Genomic DNA, 16703 nt, shown 5'->3' on the forward strand with positions numbered 1-16703 from the left:
AGCGGGGTGGTCAGCCGACGATGGTGGCGCGCTGGATGACCACGTCCTCCAGCGGCACGTCATCGTGAAAGCCCTTGCGGCTGGTCTTCACGCCCTCGATGGCGTCGACGACGTCCTGCCCGGCGACGACCTTGCCGAATACCGCGTAGCCCCAGCCGTTGGGCGACTCCGACGTGAAGTTCAGGAAGCCGTTGTCCGTGGTGTTGATGAAGAACTGCGCCGTGGCCGAGTGCGGTGCGTTCGTGCGCGCCATCGCCAGCGTGTACTTCTGGTTCTTCAGGCCATTGTTGGCCTCGTTCTGGATCGGTGCCTGCGTGGCCTTCTGCTTCATGCCGGGTTCGAAACCACCGCCCTGGATCATGAAGCCGCGGATCACGCGGTGGAACACGGTGTTGTCGTAGTGGCCGGCCTTCACGTAGTCGATGAAGTTCTGCGCCGACAGCGGCGCCTTCTCGGCGTCGAGTTCGATCAGGATCTCGCCGGCACTCGTCTCGAGCTTGACTTGTTGGGACATGGTTCAGTTCTCCAGGGTGGCTTTGGTGATGGTGACGGGCTCGAGCGGCACGTTCTGGTGGCCCGCGCGGTTGCCCACGGGCACGGTGCGGATCTTGTCGACGACGTCCATGCCGGCGATCACGCGGCCGAAGACCGCGTAACCGCCGCCGTAGCTGTCCAGGCGCGGGTTGTCGACGACGTTGATGAAGAACTGCGCCGTCGCCGAGTTCGGATCGCCGGTGCGGGCCATCGCCAGCGTGCCGCGCTGGTTGCTCAGGCCGTTGCCAGCCTCCAGCGGGATGGGCGGTCGCGTGGGCTTCTGCGCCATGTCCTTGGTGAAGCCGCCGCCCTGGATCATGAAGCCGTCGATCACGCGATGGAAGATGGTGCCGTCGTAGTGGCCGGCCTTGACGTAGGCGACGAAGTTCTCGGCCGATTTCGGTGCCTTGGCCGCGTCGACCTCGACGACGATGTCGCCGGCGCTGGTGGCCAGGCGCACCTTCTGCGCCCAGGCGGGCAGGGCCAGCGTCATGCTGGTCAGGCCGGCCAGCAGCAGGGCGGTGAAGCGCGGCACAGGCGAGCCGCGGAAGAGGGCAGGGGTCATCGCAGGTTCCGGTGATGGGCCGGTGTCGGCAGGGCCCGAAGTCTAGCCGGGGCCCGCCGCTATACTGCGGCCCCCTCGCGAAAGCCAATGCCGGCGGCACGATCACGAGCCGTGCCGACGAGTCCTGCCTGCGTGCCATGACCCTGCGCATCCACAACACCCTGACCCGCAGCCTGGAGGCCTTCCAGCCGCTCGAACCCGGCAAGGTGCGCATGTACGTCTGCGGCATCACGGTCTACGACCTGTGCCACATGGGTCACGCGCGCATGGTGATGGCCTTCGACGTGGTGCAGCGCTGGCTGCGGGCCAGCGGCTACGAGGTCACCTACGTCCAGAACATCACCGACATCGACGACAAGATCATCCGTCGAGCGCTGGAACGTGGCCTGCCGATCCGCCAGCTGACGGACGAGATGATCGCCACCATGCACCGCGACTTCGCCGCGCTGGGCGTGCAGCGCCCGACGCTGGAGCCGCGCGCCACCGAGTACGTGCCGCAGATGCTGGACATGATCGGCCGCCTGCAGCACAACGGCCTGGCCTACCAGGGAGGCACCGGCGACGTGAACTTCGCGGTGCGCAAGTTCCCGGGCTACGGGCGGCTGTCGGGCAAGTCGGTGGACGAACTGCGCGCCGGCGAGCGTGTGGCCGTGCTCGAGGGCAAGGACGACCCGCTGGACTTCGTGCTCTGGAAGGCCGCCAAGGCCGACGAGCCGGCGGATGCGAAGTGGGACAGCCCCTGGGGCCCCGGCCGCCCGGGCTGGCACATCGAGTGCTCGGCCATGAGCTGCGCCGTGCTGGGCGAGACCTTCGACATCCACGGCGGCGGCCTGGACCTCCAGTTCCCGCACCACGAGAACGAGCTGGCGCAGAGCGAAGGCGCCAACGGCCCGGGCTTTGCGCGCTACTGGCTGCACAACGGCTTCCTGAACATCGACAACGAGAAGATGTCCAAAAGCCTGGGCAACTTCTTCACCATCGCCGACGTGCTGCAGAAGTTCGACGGCGAGACGGTGCGCTTCTTCATGCTGCGCACGCACTACCGCAGCCCGCTGAACTACAGCGACGTGAACCTCGAGGATGCACGCCAGGGCCTGCGGCGCCTTTACACCGCGCTCGATGGCGTGGCGCCGGCGGCGGACGTGGTTGTGCCGATCGACTGGACCGAGCCGCGCGCAGCCGCCTTCCGGGCGGCCATGGACGAGGACTTCCAGACCCCGGCCGCACTGGCCGTGCTTTTCGAGTTGGCAGGCGATGCCAACCGGGGTGATGCTGCCGCCGCGTCGTTGCTGCGGCAGCTCGGCGGTGTGCTGGGCATCCTGCAGCAGACCCCGCGCGCCTGGCTGCAGGGTGGTGCGGCGCTGGACGCGGCCGCCATCGAGGCGCAGATCGCGGCCCGCGCCGCGGCCAAGAAGGCGCGCGACTTCGCCGCGGCCGACCGCATTCGCGCCGAACTGCTGGCCGCCGGCATCGAGCTGCAGGACTCGCCGCAGGGCACGACCTGGACCGTCAAGGGCTGAGCGCGCATGGCCCGCCCCGCCGCCCCGGCCACCCCCGAGTACTGGGACGACGCCTGTCGCCACCTGGCGCGCCGCGACCGGGTGCTCAAGAAGCTGATCCCGCAGTTCGGCGACGCCCGCCTGCAGAGCCGGGGAGACGCGTTCACCACGCTGGCACGCAGCATCGTCGGCCAGCAGATCTCGGTGAAGGCGGCGCAGTCGGTCTGGGACCGCTTTGCCGCCGCCGTCGGTGGCCCGTCGCACCGGCTGGCACCGGCGGCCGTGCTGCAGCTGCCAGTCGAGACCTTGCGTGGCGCCGGCCTGTCGGCGCGCAAGGCGGAGTACCTGCTGGATCTGGCGCGCCACTTCGACGACGGCCGCGTGCATCCCACGCAGTGGAAGGCCATGGCCGACGACGCCATCATCGAGGAACTGGTGGCCATCCGCGGCATCGGCCGCTGGACGGCCGAGATGTTCCTGATCTTCCACCTGATGCGGCCCGACGTGCTGCCGCTGGACGACCTGGGCCTGCTCAAGGGCATCAGCGTCAACTACTTCAGCGGCGAGCCGGTGTCACGCGCCGAAGCGCGGGAGGTGGGCGACGGCTGGGCCCCTTATCGCTCGGTCGCCGTTTGGTACATTTGGCGCAGCCTGGATCCCCTGCCGGTCGACTACTGACGGGCAACGCCTGATGAGCAAACGACACTTCCTCGAGTTCGAGACCCCGATCGCCGAGCTCGAGTCCAAGATCGACGAGCTGCGCTACGTGCAGAACGAGTCGGCGGTGGACATCTCCGAGGAGATCGACCGCCTCTCGAAGAAGAGCCAGCAGCTCACCAAGGAGATCTACGCCAGCCTCAGCCCCTGGCAGGTGACGCAGATCGCGCGCCACCCGCAGCGGCCCTACACGCTGGACTACGTGGCCGAGGTCTTCACCGACTTCCAGGAACTGCACGGCGACCGCCACTACGCCGACGATCTCAGCATCGTCGGCGGTCTGGCCCGTTTCAACGGCCAGGCGTGCATGGTGCTGGGCCACCAGAAGGGCCGCGACACCAAGGAGCGCACCGCGCGCAACTTCGGCATGTCGCGCCCGGAGGGTTACCGCAAGGCACTGCGCCTGATGCAGCTGGCCGAGAAGTTCGGCCTGCCGGTGTTCACCTTCGTCGACACGCCCGGCGCCTACCCCGGCATCGGTGCCGAGGAGCGTGGCCAGTCCGAGGCCATCGGCCGCAACATCTTCGAGATGGCGAGGTTGGAGGTGCCCATCATCAGCACCATCATCGGCGAAGGGGGCTCCGGCGGCGCGCTGGCCATCAGCGTGGGCGACCAGGTGCTGATGCTGCAGTACTCGGTGTACTCGGTGATCTCGCCGGAAGGCTGCGCCTCCATCCTCTGGAAGACCGCCGAACGCGCGTCCGACGCCGCCGAGGCGCTGGGCATCACGGCGCACCGGCTCAAGGCCCTGGGTCTGGTGGACAAGATCGTCAACGAGCCGGTGGGCGGCGCGCACCGCGACCCGAAGTGGATGGCCTCGGCGCTCAAGCGTGCGCTCAACGACGCGCTGCGCCAGGTTTCCGACCTCAAGCCCAAGGACCTGCTGCAGCGCCGCTACGAGCGTCTGCAGGCCTATGGGCGCTACAGCGACACCACGGCCCGCTGAACTCGCGGTGGCCGCCAGCGGCGGCCGTGACTCCACCGCGCTGCTGCATGCCACGCTGCGTGCGGCCAGGCCCCTGGGTGTGCGTGTGCACGCCTTGCACGTGCACCACGGCCTGCACCCGCAGGCCGACACGTGGCAGCGGCAGGTGAGGACACAGTGCCGTCGCTGGGGCGCGATCTTTCACGCGACCCGGCTGTCCGGCGCACCCGCGCCCGCCGAGAGCGTGGAAGCCTGGGCGCGACGCGAGCGCTATGCCGCGCTGGCCACCATGGCGCGCGCAGCGGGTTGCGACATCGTGCTGCTGGCCCACCACCGGCGCGACCAGGCCGAGACCGTGCTGCTGCAGCTGCTGCGCGGCGGCGGCGCGCGCGGTCTGGCGGCGATGCCGGCCGACGCCAAGCGCGGCGGCCTCCGCTGGCTGCGGCCGTGGCGGGACCAGCCGCGCGAAGCCATCGAGGCCTACCTGCGGCAGCACCGGTTGCGCTGGGTCGACGACCCCGGAAACGACGACGGGCGCTACGCACGCAACCGCCTGCAGCAGGTGGTGTGGCCGGCCCTGACCGACGCCTTCCCGCAGGCCGAGGCGGCGTTGGCCCAGGCAGCAGCGCGGGCCGCCGAGGAAGCGGCAGCCCTGCGCGAGTTCGTCGCCCAGGACGCCGCGGCCTGTGCCGACGGCGATGCGCTGCGCGTGGCCGCGTGGCGGGCCCTGTCCCCGGCACGGCAGGCGCTGCTGTTGCGGCACCAGGTGGAGGTCTGGTCGGGCCGTGGCGTGCCCGGCACGCTCGTCCGGCGTCTGCAGGCGGAACTCCCCGGTGCCGCATCGGGCCAGTGGCCGGCGCCAGGGGGCCGGCTGGTGCTGCGCAAGGGGCGCCTCAGCTACCAGCGCGACCCGTCAGGACCGGGACAGCACAGCGACTAGAATCCGCGGGTTTGCCCGCATGTGCCACACCGGCGCCGGGCCGTGACCTCCCGCAACCCATGGCACTCATCGTTCACAAGTACGGCGGCACCTCGATGGGGTCGACCGAGCGCATCCGCAACGTGGCCAGGCGCGTGGCCAAGTGGGTGCGCGCAGGCCACCAGCTCGTCGTCGTGCCCTCGGCCATGAGCGGCGAAACCAACCGGCTGCTGGGCCTGGCCAAGGAACTGCAGCCGGAGATGCCCGGCCCGGCCGCGATGCGCGAACTCGACGCCATCGCCGCCACCGGCGAGCAGGTCTCCGTGGGCCTGCTGGCGCTGGCGCTGCAGAGCGAAGGCGTGGCCGCGGTCAGCTATGGCGGCTGGCAGGTGCCGATCCGCACCGATTCCGCCTTCACCAAGGCCCGCATCCAGAGCATCGACGACGCCCGCGTGCGTGCCGACCTGGCCGCCGGCCGCGTGGTCATCATCACCGGCTTCCAGGGCCTGGACGACGCCGGCAACGTCACCACGCTGGGCCGCGGCGGCAGCGACACCTCGGCCGTGGCCGTGGCCGCGGCGATGAAGGCCGACGAGTGCCTGATCTACACCGATGTCGACGGCGTCTACACCACCGACCCGCGCATCGTGCCCGAGGCCAAGCGCCTGCACACCATCTCCTTCGAGGAGATGCTGGAGATGGCCAGCCTGGGCAGCAAGGTGCTGCAGATCCGCTCGGTGGAATTCGCCGGCAAGTACCGCGTGCCACTGCGCGTGCTGTCGAGCTTCACCCCCTGGGACATCCCGCTCGACGAGGAAGCGCGCTCGGGCACCCTGATCACGTTCGAGGAAGACGAGAAGATGGAACAAGCCGTCGTGTCCGGCATCGCGTTCAACCGCGATGAAGCCAAGATCACCGTGATGGGCGTGCCCGACAAGCCCGGCATCGCCTACCAGATCCTCGGCCCGGTGGCCGACGCCAACATCGACATCGACGTCATCATCCAGAACGTCTCCCACGACGGCAAGACCGACTTCAGCTTCACCGTGCACCGCAACGACTTCGCGCGCACGATGGACCTGCTGAAGAACCAGGTCGGCCCCGCCACCGGCGCGGCGCAGGTGCTCGGCGACCCGAAGATCTGCAAGGTCTCCATCGTCGGCATCGGCATGCGCAGCCACGTCGGCGTGGCCAGCAACATGTTCCGCACACTGTCGGAGGAGGGCATCAACATCCAGATGATCTCCACCAGCGAGATCAAGACCTCGGTGGTCATCGACGAGAAGTACATGGAACTGGCCGTGCGCGCGCTGCACAAGGCCTTCGGGCTGGACGCCGAAGCGGCAGCACAGGCCTGAGCCCGCGCCGGCAGGCGCCGGACCTGCTGCACTTTGCGGTTAGAATGCTCGCTGCTGTGCGGGAGTCGTGACCGAGTGGCCGAAGGTGCTCCCCTGCTAAGGGAGTATGTGGGCAAAACCTGCATCGAGGGTTCGAATCCCTCCGACTCCGCCACCGCCCAGCACATCGTGCGGACGCCGATCCGCTGCCACCGAGCCCCGCACCGCGGGGCTTTTTTGTTTGCGTACGCCGTTGCCGCGATGCCGGCGCCGGCCTTCAGCCTGCGAGCTCGACGGTCGACCCCGCCGCCGCCACGCGGATCTGGCCGGCCCACATGCACACCAGCATGCCGTCGTCCCCCAACGCGGGTTGACCGGCGATTCGCACCTTGGCCGAGCCGGGTGTCCACGGCGCGGGCGTTAGCGGGATGCAGGGCATCGGTGTGAGCGTGCCGGCGGCGGCGGTGGTGGCCGCCGCCACGGCCGGGTTGGCCAGGCTGCGGCACAGGCCGAACGGCGTGATGTGGAGCATCGGCACGTGATCGGCCACCGTGGCCGCCAGCGTGCCGGGGCGGGTGGCGACGGTGGGGCCCAGGGCATTCAGCGTGGCGGGCGCCGTGCCCATCGAGCAGGACAGGCTGGCGCCGGTGCAGCAGAGCAGGGACATGCGATCGGGTCTCCGTTGTTCAGAGCTGGGCCAACAGGTCGAGCGTGGCGGCCAGCGCGCCGATGGCTGCAGTCTCTGCGTCAGGCCGCCCACCCAGCCGCAGCGCAGGCACGAAACCCAGGCATTCGTCGATGTTCGGTGGGCGGCCGATGCGCACCGTCGCGTCGCGAAAGGCTGGGCGCAGCAGATCGTCGTCGAGCAGGGCGTCGACGACCAGCAGCGCGTCGAGCGCAGTCACACCGTCGCAGCCCAACGTGCGCTCGTCACCGTACAGTGGATCCAGCAGGTAGCTCGCGTCGCCATCGACGCTCAGCAGGTGTCCCCAGGCGCTGCGCAGCACCGGAACACGACCGGCCGGCAGCCGCCAACGGCCATACAGCGATTCCAGTTCCGCAGGTGGTTGCGCGACCAGCAGGCCGCTGCCCAACAGGCCCCATCCATAGCGTCGCCAGAACGCCGTGATCAGCGGATCCACGCGGGCAGCGTGGCGCGCGAGTTCGCTGTCCTGGGCCGGCCTGCGCACGGGGCCGGCGCCCCACATCCGATCGAAGGCCGATCCGGCCCAGAAGGTGTCCGTGTCAGTCATGGATCACCGTGAGCTCGATGTTCATCAGCGCGTCCTGATCGACAGTGCTGGCCACACGCTCGAGCAGGGACATCTCGCGGGCCTGCTTGGCCCGCCACTGCGACCCGATGGTCGAATTCGCCAGCCCGAGGCCGATGCGCGAGATCTCCTGGTGGTCGCCACCGGAGATCGCATCGGCCCGGTGGGTTGCGTGGCGCCCACGCAGCTGTGCGTCGGCCGTGCGCCGAGCCTCGGCTTCGGCCTCCACCTGTGTCCGTCCACGCCGGAGCTGCGACTGCAGGGTGGCATTGAAGATCGTCTGCCAGGTGGTGTCGGCCATGGTCTCGCGCGCCGTCATCGACTCGGCGTTGTACACCGGGCCACGGGCCACGAAGGCCGCGCGATTGGCGCTCCAGTCGCGCACCCGCAGGGTGTTCAGACGAGCCTGGTGGTCGGTCACCTGGCGGGCGAACTCCATGGCGTAGACCCGCCGAACGGCTTCCGGTTGCGCGGAGACATGGGCGATGAACGGGCTGAAGCGGAAAGGCGGGTCGAAGGGGCCACCGCCCAACAGCACCAGCAGCCGCTGCAACAGGGGAATCAGCGTGTTCCAGATCGCCTCGATGGCGCCCTGCGCGCGCTCGCCTGCGGCGGCGTCCTGAATGCGTCGCGCCGCCGTCCACTGACCTGCCAGCGTCTCCAGGCGCTCGGCCGCAGGCTGGACCTGACCGATCAGCGCCTCGGCCTGCCCGCGCCGAGGCTCCGGTGCGTTGCGTGCGGTGCGCCGCCAGGCCTGCAGGTGCACGGTCACCGGCGCGGCCACCGAAGCCATCTGGGTGCGACCGCGTCCGTCCACCGACAGGCGGTGGGACGCCCGGCCGGCCGCGAAGCTGCGTGGCCGCACCAGCCAGTCGAAGACGCGCCGCGCCTGGCGCTGCACGAAGCGCCCCAGTCGACGCGCCTGCGCGACGATCCACGTCACCACGCGATCCATCGCGCGATCGATCGGCGCCCGCAGACGCGTCAGCAGCGCGCGCACACGCGCGGCGATGCTGCCCAGTCCCAGGAAGCCTGCGACGAAGCTGATCACCGGCGGAATCAGCCGGGCCAGCGTCTGTTCCACACGCGCCGCCGCAGCCCCGATGTTGCCGGCGGCGATGGCCGCCATGGCGCCCAGGAAACTCGTCACCACCTCGGCGATGCGGCGCAGCTCCCGCACCAGCGCGGAGATGGCACCGTAGATGGACACGATGGCGCTGATGAAGCCGGCGCCGGGGATCAGCATCGCCAGCAGGCGCGGCACGGCACGCGTGACCACGAAGCCGACAATCATGTCGCGGATGCTGTCGATGGCCATCTGGCGCAGGTTGGCCAGCGATTCGCGCAGCTGCGCCCACGCCGCGATGGGGCCGTCGCGCACCAGCGTGGTCACGAGCTGGAAGCCCATCTCCATCGCGCGCACGGCGGGCTCACCCACCTGGCGCACGAGCCTGGCACGCAGGTTCTGCCAGGTCAGGCCGAGCACCGAGAAGACGAACTTCGCGATCTCGCGCAGGTTCAGCGCCTGCGGGATGTAGACCGACGGCAGCGCCCCGGTCAGCCAGGAGAGCAACCCACCCATCAGGTGGCGCACGAAGTTGCCGGCAAAGCGCTGGAACCCCAGGCGCGCCGCGCGCACCAGGTTGAGTGCAAAGCCGATGGGGTTGCGGAAGATCGACGCGATGGCCGCGCCGGCGCGCCGCAGGTGCGCCATCGCGCCCGGCGCCACCACCGAGAACACGATCTCCAGCAGCCGCAGCACCGTGCCGCCAGCCCAGGCGACAAAGCGGCCTGCAAATCCCGCGAAGACACGCCCGACGCGCACCAGCGCCCGCGGCACCAGCACCAGGTCGACCAGCTGCAGCGCGCGCAGCGCGTCGACGAACAGCGACGGGATCTGCGCGACGAAACCCGTCAGCCCGGCGACGGCACCCTCGAACCAGGCCCAGGCCTGCGCCACCGCGTTGCCGCGCTGGATGTTCTGCCAGACCTCCTCCTGGCCGATCAGCGTCATGAAGCCGCCGATCAGCGCCGCCGGCGTGCGGGCCACCGCGTCGCCTGTGATGGGGTTGAAGCCCAGCACTGCGCACAGCAGCGGCCAGCCGCGCGTGGGCTCCAGCAGGCCGGCGATCGGGCGCAGGATGGCGTCGCGGATGAAGTCGACGATGCCGCCGACCAGCCCGCGGCCGAAAGCCAGGATGCGGTCGATGGGCTCGGTGACCATGCGTCGCGCACGCGCCCACACCCCGCTGAGGTCGAAGATGTCGGTCCACGAGAGGTCGTCGAGGAAGCGGTCGATCGCACCGCGGATCGACGCGCCGATGTCGCCCAGCGCCGAGAGCTGGCCCTCGGCCCAGGCGGCCACGCGTTCGACGATGCCGTGGTTGTCCAGCGCCTGCGTGATCAACGGGCCGCCGGGCAGCAGCTGGATAAGCGCCCGCAGCAGCGTGGCCGCAGTGCGCGGCACGTCGCGCAGGCTGATGGGGTTGAAGCCGAGCAGGAAGGTCAGCAGCGTGAAGCCCGGCAACCAGGCCGCCTTGTCGGCGAAATATTCCAGCGCATCCTGCACACCCAGCCGGTGCACCGTGGTGGCCGGCACTCGCTGGCGCACCGTGGTGTCCATGCTGCGCTGCACGAGCGCCGGCGACTGGGTGCTTCCCCGCTGCTGAACCGTGTGCACCAGCTCGTGCGCGATCAGCTCACGGCCTTCGGCGCGGCCGGGCTGGAAGCCTCCCCGTGAGAAGAAGATGTCGCGCCCGGCCGTGAAGGCGGCCGCGTTCAGGCGCCGGCTGGCGCGGGCGGCGTTGTCGTCGGTGTGCAGCCGCACGGGCGAGAAGTCGGCGTCCAGGCGCGCTTCCATCTCGCGACGCAGGGGCAGCGGCATCGCCTGACCTGCCGCGCTTGCCGCGGCGACCGGTGCGGCCGCCGTCGGCGCGGATCGGCCTGGTCGAACGCGCAACCCTGCGGCGGTTGGCGCCACACGCGGTGCGGCCGGTGCCTGCCTTGCGCGGCGCGACGGTGCGGCTGGACGCTGCCGGGCCGGCATCGGGGCGGCCACTGCGCGTCGTGCGATGGCAGCCGCCTCGCGCTCGGCGGGGTCGCCGGGTTGCGACACCGCCAACGTCGGCTGACCCTGCGCCGCCTGCACAGCCTGCACCGAAGGCGGCTTGCGCACGGGCTTCGGGGTGACGGGCTGAGGTGGGCGCAGCAGCTGCCGGGCGGTGCCGGCGGCGCCGCTCACGGGTGCCTCCTGGACATGGCGGGGAACGGGCGCGCGGCGTCGCGATGCATGGGGTTGCCACGCTAGGCCGCGCGGCCCTCCTTGCGCAGCTCGCGCCGGATGCCCTCGTCCACGTCGGACGCGCGCAGCACGGCGTCTCCGCGGGCCAGCGCCTGCAGGCAGGCGTGGCGCAGCACGGCGACGATGGTGCCGCCGGCGATCTCGTGCTGCTGCGCCAGTGCCGCGAAATCCAGTGACGGCTCTGCGGTCACCATCGCCGGCACCGCGGCGCGCCACAGGCGCAGCCGCTCGGCCGCCCGTGGCAGGGCGAAGTGCACGACGCTGTGGAAACGGCGCAGGAAGGCGTCGTCGATGTGGTGCTTCAGGTTGGACGCCAGCACCACCACGCCAGCGTGGGCCTCGATGCGCTGCAGCAGGTAGCTCACCTCCTGGTTGGCGTAGCGGTCGTGCGCATCGGCCACGCCGGTGCGCTTGCCGAACAGCGCATCGGCCTCGTCGAAGAACAGGATCCAGCCGTCGCGCTCGGCGGCGTCGAAGAGCCGGCCGAGGTTCTTCTCCGTCTCGCCGATGTACTTGCTGACCACCAGGGACAGATCCACCCGGTGCACCTCGCGGCCGCAGCGCTGGCCCAGCAGGCAGGCCGACAGTGTCTTGCCGGTGCCCGGCGGGCCATGGAACAGCGCCACATGCCCGCGGCTGGTGCGGCGGCCGAAGCCCCAGTCGTCCAGCAGCGTGCGGCCATGCTGCAGCCACAGGCCGATGTCCTCCAGCTGCGCCAGCGTGGCGGCCGGCAGCACCAGGTCGGCCCAGTCCAGCCCGCTGTGCACGCGCGTGGCCAGGCCGCCAGGCTCGGCCAGCGGGGGCAGCGCCGGGCCGGGCAGCGCCGTGGCGACGAAGCCGGCCCCAGGCGTCAGCAGGCCGTGCTGCACGCCCTGGCCCAGGGCGCTGGCCGCGCCGGGGGCCTGGGCGGGCAGCGACACCACGTGCAGCAGGTCCTGTTGCGCCAGCCGGCCTTGCGGCGACAGACGCTGCAAGGCAGACAGGCGCAGGGCCAGATCGTCGCCCGCCAGCAGGAAGCAGGCGGTCTCACCGGTCGGCAGGAAGGGGCCACCGTGCACGCCGCCGAACTCCGTGTACGGGCGTTGCGTGGTGGGGTTGTGAACCGCCAGCACGTCCAGCAGCGCCGGCCGCAGCGCCGGCGCCAGCGCCAGCGCCATCAAGAGGCGTTCGGTGTCGTCCAGCGCGTGGCGTTGCAGCGCTGCGGCGTAGGGGCCATCGCCCTGGAGCGGTGGCGTCGGGGCCAGCGCACCCGGCAACGCCGGCGATGCCGGGGCGCCTTCGGCAAAGTAGTGCGCCAGCCGCAGTTCCACCACCCGGGCCAGCCAGGCCAGTTCGGCGTCCAGCGTGGCCACGTCCACCGCCGCCAGGGCAGGCATCTCGCGGGGCCTCATGTGCCGGGCCACTCCACGGTCAGTGGTACCGGCATCCACGGCGTGCGCACGAAGCCGATGCCCCAGGGCAGCAGGCCGAGCAGCAGGTCGAAGGGCTCGCGCGACATCCGCAGCTGCCAGGTGCCGTCCCCGCGCGAGAGCAGCCCGCGCCGCTGCAGGAAGGACACGCGCAGCCCCTCGTCGCCCGTGCCGGCCAGCGCCGGCCAGTGCGTGCGGACCGCCGAGAGCAAGGCGTCGACCTCGGCCACGTCGTCGGCCTCGATTGTCGGCAGCCCCGTGGCCAGTGGCGCGTCGGGCTCATGACCCAGCAGCAGCTTGACGAGGGGCAGGGTGAACTCGTGTGCCGGCGCCGAGCCCATGGCCAGCGCGTGCAGCAGCGCGCAGGCTCGGGGCAGTGCGGCGTCGTCGATCTGGCGCGCGCGTTCGTCGACCAGGCCGCAGCCTTGCAGCAACCGCGGCAGGTAAGGGTGCAGCAGCACGAGGCCGGCAAGTGGCACGAGTTGCGACGCTGCGGTATCGCGCTCGGCAGGGTTGACCGGGCGGGGCGCGGCCGACCGCTCGGCAGGCGCGTGCGACACCGGTTGCAGGTCGGGGCCAAGCCCAGAAGCAGGGGCACTGGGGGCCGCTGGCCCGGCGAGGTCTGGGCTGGCCGATGCTGCTGCGTGGCCAAGGCCATGGTCACGCATCGTCGCTTGGCGCCGTCGCGCCAGCTCGGGGTGCGACGCGTCGGCAGCGCGCCCGAGCGCCGATGCCAGCGCCTGAACCTGGGCCTTGGTCGTGTCGAGCGAGCGGCCGGCGGCATCGTCGCCGGGCCCACGCCGCAGCACCGCTTCGACCCGGCCGCGGGCCTGTGACGCCGGCAGCAGCGCCAGCCAACGAGACAGCGCGCCGTCGCGGCCGGCTCGCGAGCCTGGTACCAATGCCTGCAGCCGGTGCAGCGCTTCGGCGCCCTTGGCCCCGGCGACAAGGTCGTCGAACTGGGCCAGCGCCACGCTGCGCAGCAGTGCCAGCTGCTGTTCAGGTGGCAAGGTCTGCTGCGGCCAGGGCAGGCTGCCGTGCCACAGGTAATGCGCGAACGCCGCGTGGGCCTCGGAAGACGCCGAACGCCACGGCGATGCCGCGGTGTCGGCGTCGACCGCCGCGGTGGCATGCAAGACAGCGGGAACGGCCGCGTTGCCGCTGGCCAGGCCTGCTGGCACCGTGTCCAGGGCAGCGGTCAGGGCCTGGCGCAGGGCAGCTGCCAGCCGTGGTCGCAACTCGGCGTCCGGCAGGTCTGCGCCGGCCAGGTCCAGTTGCAGCGACAAGCGCGGGATCTTCCAGACCACCGTCCCGGGCACGTGCGCGCCGCACACCTCCTCCAGCACGCCGTCCAGAAGCGCTGGCAGGGTGTCGGTCTGCGCCTGCAGCCGGCTGCGCAGGGCGAAGGCCTGCGCCGGCGTGGCCGCGCGCACCTGCCAGGACAGGCGCCGCACCCGGTGCACGGCCGGTGCAGACATGGACCATCAGCTCCTTCAGCCCACGCGGCCCAGGGCCTTCAGCCCGTCGACGAAGCGTGCCGTGGCACTGCCGGCGGGGGTCTGCACCGCATCGAGCTGCTGCAGCATCACGCCGCGGGCGTTGCCGTCCTTGACCTGCGCTGCGCCGCTGGCGATGCGCTGCGTGACGGCTGCACCGGCAGTGCTGGACACGTCCAGGCCGCTGGCAGCCACCTCGCCGGCCAGCACGCCGACGGTTTGCGCCATCTCGCCCTGCGTGCGCACCAGTTCGCGTTGCGCCGCTTCGCGCACCGGGTCGCCGACACTGGGCGTGGACACCAGCTGCTCCAGCTCGCGCACGCGTTTCATCTGCGCGTCCAGCACGCCGGCGTTGTAGTCGAGCCAGGCGTTGCCGGTGGCCCGCCCCGGGGCCACCACCTTGGGGTTGTCGACCGCGTTGTTCGGCACGAAGGCCCCCTGCACCAGGCCCTCGATGTTGGCGGTGGTCTTCTCGAGGTCGAAGCGGAACAGCTCGCGCTGGCGCAGCACCGAGTCGTCGACCAGCATCGGCACCGGGCGGGTGATGCGGATGCCGCCGTCCACGGCCACCGGCGGACGGTAGGGCGGGCGCGTCAACGGCGGTTCCTCCGGTTCGGGTTGGTCTTCCTCGGCGGCGGGGTAGGGCAGCGTGAAGTCGGCCACCACACGGCCGCTGTCGTCGTAGACGAGCACGAAAGTGCCGCCACGCCAGGCGCCGCCGGCATGGTCCAGCGCCGGATGGTCCTGCAGGTAGCGGGTGAACAGCAGGCGGTCGTCGGCGCGGTCGTCCTGGGCCTGGATCAGCACGTCGAGCCAGTCGATCCAGTGCGGCTGGTTGCTGGAGATCAGCGCGTCGAACGGCGACGCATGGTCGGCCCGCGACAGGTGGCCGAGGCTGGCCTTGCTCTGGCTCACGGTCTCGAGCCCGGTGGCGTAGGCGGACTTCCAGGTCGGGTTCTGCGTGGTCTGCGCCTGGTAGCTGGTGTAGCTGCGGCTGGCCAGCACCGGGGCCGACACCTCCTGCACGCGGGCCACCGCATCCTGCGCGCTGCGCGCCAGCGTGACGGTCTGCGCGCCGCTGTCGGTGGCCGCCGGCACGATGCCCGCGGCCACGCCGCCGGCCACGTCGGTGGCGAAGCGCGCCGCCACGCTGCGGCTTTCGTCGATGCGCAGCGCCACGTCCTGTCGCAGCAGGTAGTGCAGAGAATGCAGTGGCGTGTAGCGCAGCGGCGGCCGGCGCCGCAGCTGCCGGCGGTCGTTGTGCAGCAGCACCTCCTGCACCTGGAACGGCAGGTTGTGGCGGGCGATCAACGCACGAAGTTCGTTGCCGACCTGCTCCACCGGGCGGCCGAGGTGGCCCTCGACGCGGAAGAAGTCGTGCCCGCCGATGGCGAACTGCAGCGGGCTGCGCGCCTGCTCCGTGCTGGCCCAGGACGCGGCACGGTAGCCCAGGTGCTCGCCTTCCTGGCCGCGTGCCGCGCGCTGGAAGTCCCAGGCCACGTGGATAGGCGACGCCTCCAGCACGCGGTAGTGCCAGGGGATGGCGCGGCCGGCCAGTGGCTGCGCATCGCCACGGCTGGGCGTGACGCGCAGTGTGGTGTCGGCCGGCATCGCAAAGGCCGCCAGCATGGCGTCGAGCTTCCACAGCGCAAACCGGGCGTGCGCACGGCCATGGCGGCTGGCCGCGTCCAGCGGCGACGGGTACAGGCCCATGCGCAGTTCGCGCGGCGCGCCCACGGTGCCCAGCAGCAGGTGCTTGGGGAAGGCGTCCACCGCCGGCAGCAGCACGGAATCGTCGGCCAGCAACGCGTCGCGCAGCGTGGCCCATTGGTCCACGGTGTCCTTGACGAAGCTCCACCACACCTGCAGGCCGCTGCTGGTGCCGGCAAAGGTGGCGACCAGCGCATCCAGCCGCGCCAGCCACCGCGCGGTGGGATCGCCGCCGAAGACCTCCTGCAACAGATCAGGGAAGGCACGGGCCAGGGCCTGCAGCGCGCGACGCAGCTCCGCCAGCGTGGCCCCGGCGGCATCGCGGTAGCGCGTGGCCAGTGTGCCCGTGGTGCCGATGTCGGTGGACAGCGCCGGCCGTCGCATCGCCAGCGCTGGCAGGCTGCGGGCGCGCTCGCTGGCCGGCATCAGGCCCACGGCGTCCATCAGCTGCTGCGCCAGTGGCGCGGGCACGGCCATCACGCGCAGGCGGTGGCGGGCGTCGCGGCCGAGGTTGTCGCAGTCGGTGCCGCTGCACATGTCCGGGTCCTGCACGATGCTTTCCATCAGCAGCAGCACCACGCGCCCGTCGATGCCACCCGGCAGCTCCGCCAGCGGCCGGGCCAGCACGTCACTCTCGCCCACGGGCACCAGTTCCGCGGCGTCCAGCGGCTGCGGTTCTGCGCCGCCTGTCCACAGCGGCGGATAGACCGGGTAGCTGCTGTCGTAGGCCCGCCAGCGGTCGTAGACGGTGTCGGTGCCCAGGCGCAGCAGGTCGCCGTCGGTCGTGACGCCCAGGCCGCGGCCCACGCGCACGCCGGCCCCCGTGCGCTGTACCTGCAGACCGGCGACCAGGCCCACGCCGTGCAGGCACACGCGCGACAGCCGCGTCTGGTCGTCGAGGTAGTCGGTGACGCCATTGAGCTGACCGTGCGTGAGCACCTGGTCGGGCTCGAAGACGGTGTAGCGCTCGGCGAGTCGGTCCAGGCTTTGGACCACCTGCAGCGGATCGGCCATGGCGTG

13 protein-coding genes and 1 tRNA gene are annotated in these 16703 nt (G+C 71.3%); 6 read left to right on the forward strand and 8 right to left on the reverse strand.

Features of this window, described 5'->3' with window-relative positions:
• Nucleotides 1-10: 10 nt before the first annotated feature.
• Together ENE75_RS25125 and ENE75_RS25130 are read right to left on the reverse strand one after the other, a co-directional pair.
• On the reverse strand, nucleotides 11-514 hold the full coding sequence (locus ENE75_RS25125) for a peptidylprolyl isomerase (RefSeq protein WP_199232383.1): 504 nt from the start codon (nucleotides 512-514) through the stop codon (nucleotides 11-13).
• Nucleotides 515-517: 3 nt separating this feature from the next.
• Complete coding sequence (locus ENE75_RS25130) at nucleotides 518-1099, reverse strand: peptidylprolyl isomerase (protein ID WP_199232384.1); 582 nt, start codon at nucleotides 1097-1099, stop codon at nucleotides 518-520.
• Nucleotides 1100-1236: 137 nt separating this feature from the next.
• Here ENE75_RS25130 and cysS point away from each other — a divergent pair, with 137 nt between their 5' ends.
• The 6 genes from cysS to ENE75_RS21515 all read left to right on the forward strand — a co-directional run bounded on the left by cysS (nucleotide 1237) and on the right by ENE75_RS21515 (nucleotide 6671).
• On the forward strand, nucleotides 1237-2619 hold the full coding sequence (gene cysS / locus ENE75_RS21490) for a cysteine--tRNA ligase (protein ID WP_128200527.1): 1383 nt from the start codon (nucleotides 1237-1239) through the stop codon (nucleotides 2617-2619).
• A 6-nt stretch (nucleotides 2620-2625) separates the two neighbouring features.
• Nucleotides 2626-3276, forward strand: coding sequence for a DNA-3-methyladenine glycosylase family protein (locus tag ENE75_RS21495; RefSeq protein ID WP_128200529.1), 651 nt, complete (start codon nucleotides 2626-2628; stop codon nucleotides 3274-3276).
• A 13-nt stretch (nucleotides 3277-3289) separates the two neighbouring features.
• Nucleotides 3290-4261 carry an acetyl-CoA carboxylase carboxyltransferase subunit alpha gene (locus ENE75_RS21500; RefSeq protein WP_128200531.1) on the forward strand — a complete coding sequence of 324 codons (972 nt, stop codon included), beginning with the start codon at nucleotides 3290-3292 and terminating at the stop codon, nucleotides 4259-4261.
• A 7-nt stretch (nucleotides 4262-4268) separates the two neighbouring features.
• Nucleotides 4269-5180, forward strand: coding sequence for a tRNA lysidine(34) synthetase TilS (gene tilS / locus ENE75_RS21505; protein WP_233259200.1), 912 nt, complete (start codon nucleotides 4269-4271; stop codon nucleotides 5178-5180).
• Between the two features lie 59 nt (nucleotides 5181-5239).
• The gene (locus ENE75_RS21510) at nucleotides 5240-6517 is read left to right on the forward strand and encodes an aspartate kinase (protein ID WP_128200535.1); all 1278 of its coding nucleotides are present in this window, start codon (nucleotides 5240-5242) and stop codon (nucleotides 6515-6517) included.
• Nucleotides 6518-6578: 61 nt separating this feature from the next.
• Nucleotides 6579-6671 (forward strand) — tRNA-Ser (locus ENE75_RS21515).
• Nucleotides 6672-6773: 102 nt separating this feature from the next.
• Here ENE75_RS21515 and ENE75_RS21520 read toward each other — a convergent pair.
• From ENE75_RS21520 to ENE75_RS21545, 6 genes are all read right to left on the reverse strand, one after another.
• Complete coding sequence (locus ENE75_RS21520) at nucleotides 6774-7163, reverse strand: DUF4280 domain-containing protein (RefSeq protein ID WP_128200537.1); 390 nt, start codon at nucleotides 7161-7163, stop codon at nucleotides 6774-6776.
• Between the two features lie 19 nt (nucleotides 7164-7182).
• Nucleotides 7183-7749, reverse strand: a complete 567-nt coding sequence (locus ENE75_RS21525; RefSeq protein WP_128200539.1) for a T6SS immunity protein Tdi1 domain-containing protein — start codon at nucleotides 7747-7749, stop codon at nucleotides 7183-7185.
• Nucleotides 7742-10651, reverse strand: a complete 2910-nt coding sequence (locus ENE75_RS21530) for an eCIS core domain-containing protein (RefSeq protein ID WP_158289039.1) — start codon at nucleotides 10649-10651, stop codon at nucleotides 7742-7744. The genes ENE75_RS21525 and ENE75_RS21530 overlap by 8 nt, the downstream gene beginning before the upstream one ends.
• Nucleotides 10652-11070: 419 nt before the next feature.
• Nucleotides 11071-12444 (reverse strand): ATP-binding protein, encoded by a 1374-nt coding sequence (locus tag ENE75_RS21535; RefSeq protein WP_128200705.1) that lies wholly within the window; start codon nucleotides 12442-12444, stop codon nucleotides 11071-11073.
• 11 nt (nucleotides 12445-12455) lie between these two features.
• Nucleotides 12456-13955 carry a contractile injection system tape measure protein gene (locus tag ENE75_RS21540; RefSeq protein ID WP_128200543.1) on the reverse strand — a complete coding sequence of 500 codons (1500 nt, stop codon included), beginning with the start codon at nucleotides 13953-13955 and terminating at the stop codon, nucleotides 12456-12458.
• Nucleotides 13956-13970: 15 nt separating this feature from the next.
• On the reverse strand, nucleotides 13971-16697 hold the full coding sequence (locus ENE75_RS21545; RefSeq protein WP_128200545.1) for a hypothetical protein: 2727 nt from the start codon (nucleotides 16695-16697) through the stop codon (nucleotides 13971-13973).
• Nucleotides 16698-16703: the final 6 nt, after the last annotated feature.

Origin of the sequence: Rubrivivax albus, assembly GCF_004016515.1 — a bacterium.
In the GTDB taxonomy this organism is placed as follows: domain Bacteria; phylum Pseudomonadota; class Gammaproteobacteria; order Burkholderiales; family Burkholderiaceae_C; genus Rubrivivax; species Rubrivivax albus.

What these genes read in the sequence shown, in the direction of transcription:
- ENE75_RS21525 (WP_128200539.1), bottom strand. Translation starts at nt 7,749, where the DNA reads ATGACTGACACGGACACCTTCTGGGCCGGATCGGCCTTCGATCGGATG.
- ENE75_RS25130 (WP_199232384.1), bottom strand. Translation starts at nt 1,099, where the DNA reads ATGACCCCTGCCCTCTTCCGCGGCTCGCCTGTGCCGCGCTTCACCGCC.
- cysS (WP_128200527.1), top strand. Translation starts at nt 1,237, where the DNA reads ATGACCCTGCGCATCCACAACACCCTGACCCGCAGCCTGGAGGCCTTC.
- ENE75_RS21520 (WP_128200537.1), bottom strand. Translation starts at nt 7,163, where the DNA reads ATGTCCCTGCTCTGCTGCACCGGCGCCAGCCTGTCCTGCTCGATGGGC.
- ENE75_RS25125 (WP_199232383.1), bottom strand. Translation starts at nt 514, where the DNA reads ATGTCCCAACAAGTCAAGCTCGAGACGAGTGCCGGCGAGATCCTGATC.
- ENE75_RS21510 (WP_128200535.1), top strand. Translation starts at nt 5,240, where the DNA reads ATGGCACTCATCGTTCACAAGTACGGCGGCACCTCGATGGGGTCGACC.
- ENE75_RS21500 (WP_128200531.1), top strand. Translation starts at nt 3,290, where the DNA reads ATGAGCAAACGACACTTCCTCGAGTTCGAGACCCCGATCGCCGAGCTC.
- ENE75_RS21540 (WP_128200543.1), bottom strand. Translation starts at nt 13,955, where the DNA reads ATGTCTGCACCGGCCGTGCACCGGGTGCGGCGCCTGTCCTGGCAGGTG.
- ENE75_RS21530 (WP_158289039.1), bottom strand. Translation starts at nt 10,651, where the DNA reads ATGCCGCTGCCCCTGCGTCGCGAGATGGAAGCGCGCCTGGACGCCGAC.
- ENE75_RS21495 (WP_128200529.1), top strand. Translation starts at nt 2,626, where the DNA reads ATGGCCCGCCCCGCCGCCCCGGCCACCCCCGAGTACTGGGACGACGCC.
- ENE75_RS21535 (WP_128200705.1), bottom strand. Translation starts at nt 12,444, where the DNA reads ATGCCTGCCCTGGCGGCGGTGGACGTGGCCACGCTGGACGCCGAACTG.
- ENE75_RS21545 (WP_128200545.1), bottom strand. Translation starts at nt 16,697, where the DNA reads ATGGCCGATCCGCTGCAGGTGGTCCAAAGCCTGGACCGACTCGCCGAG.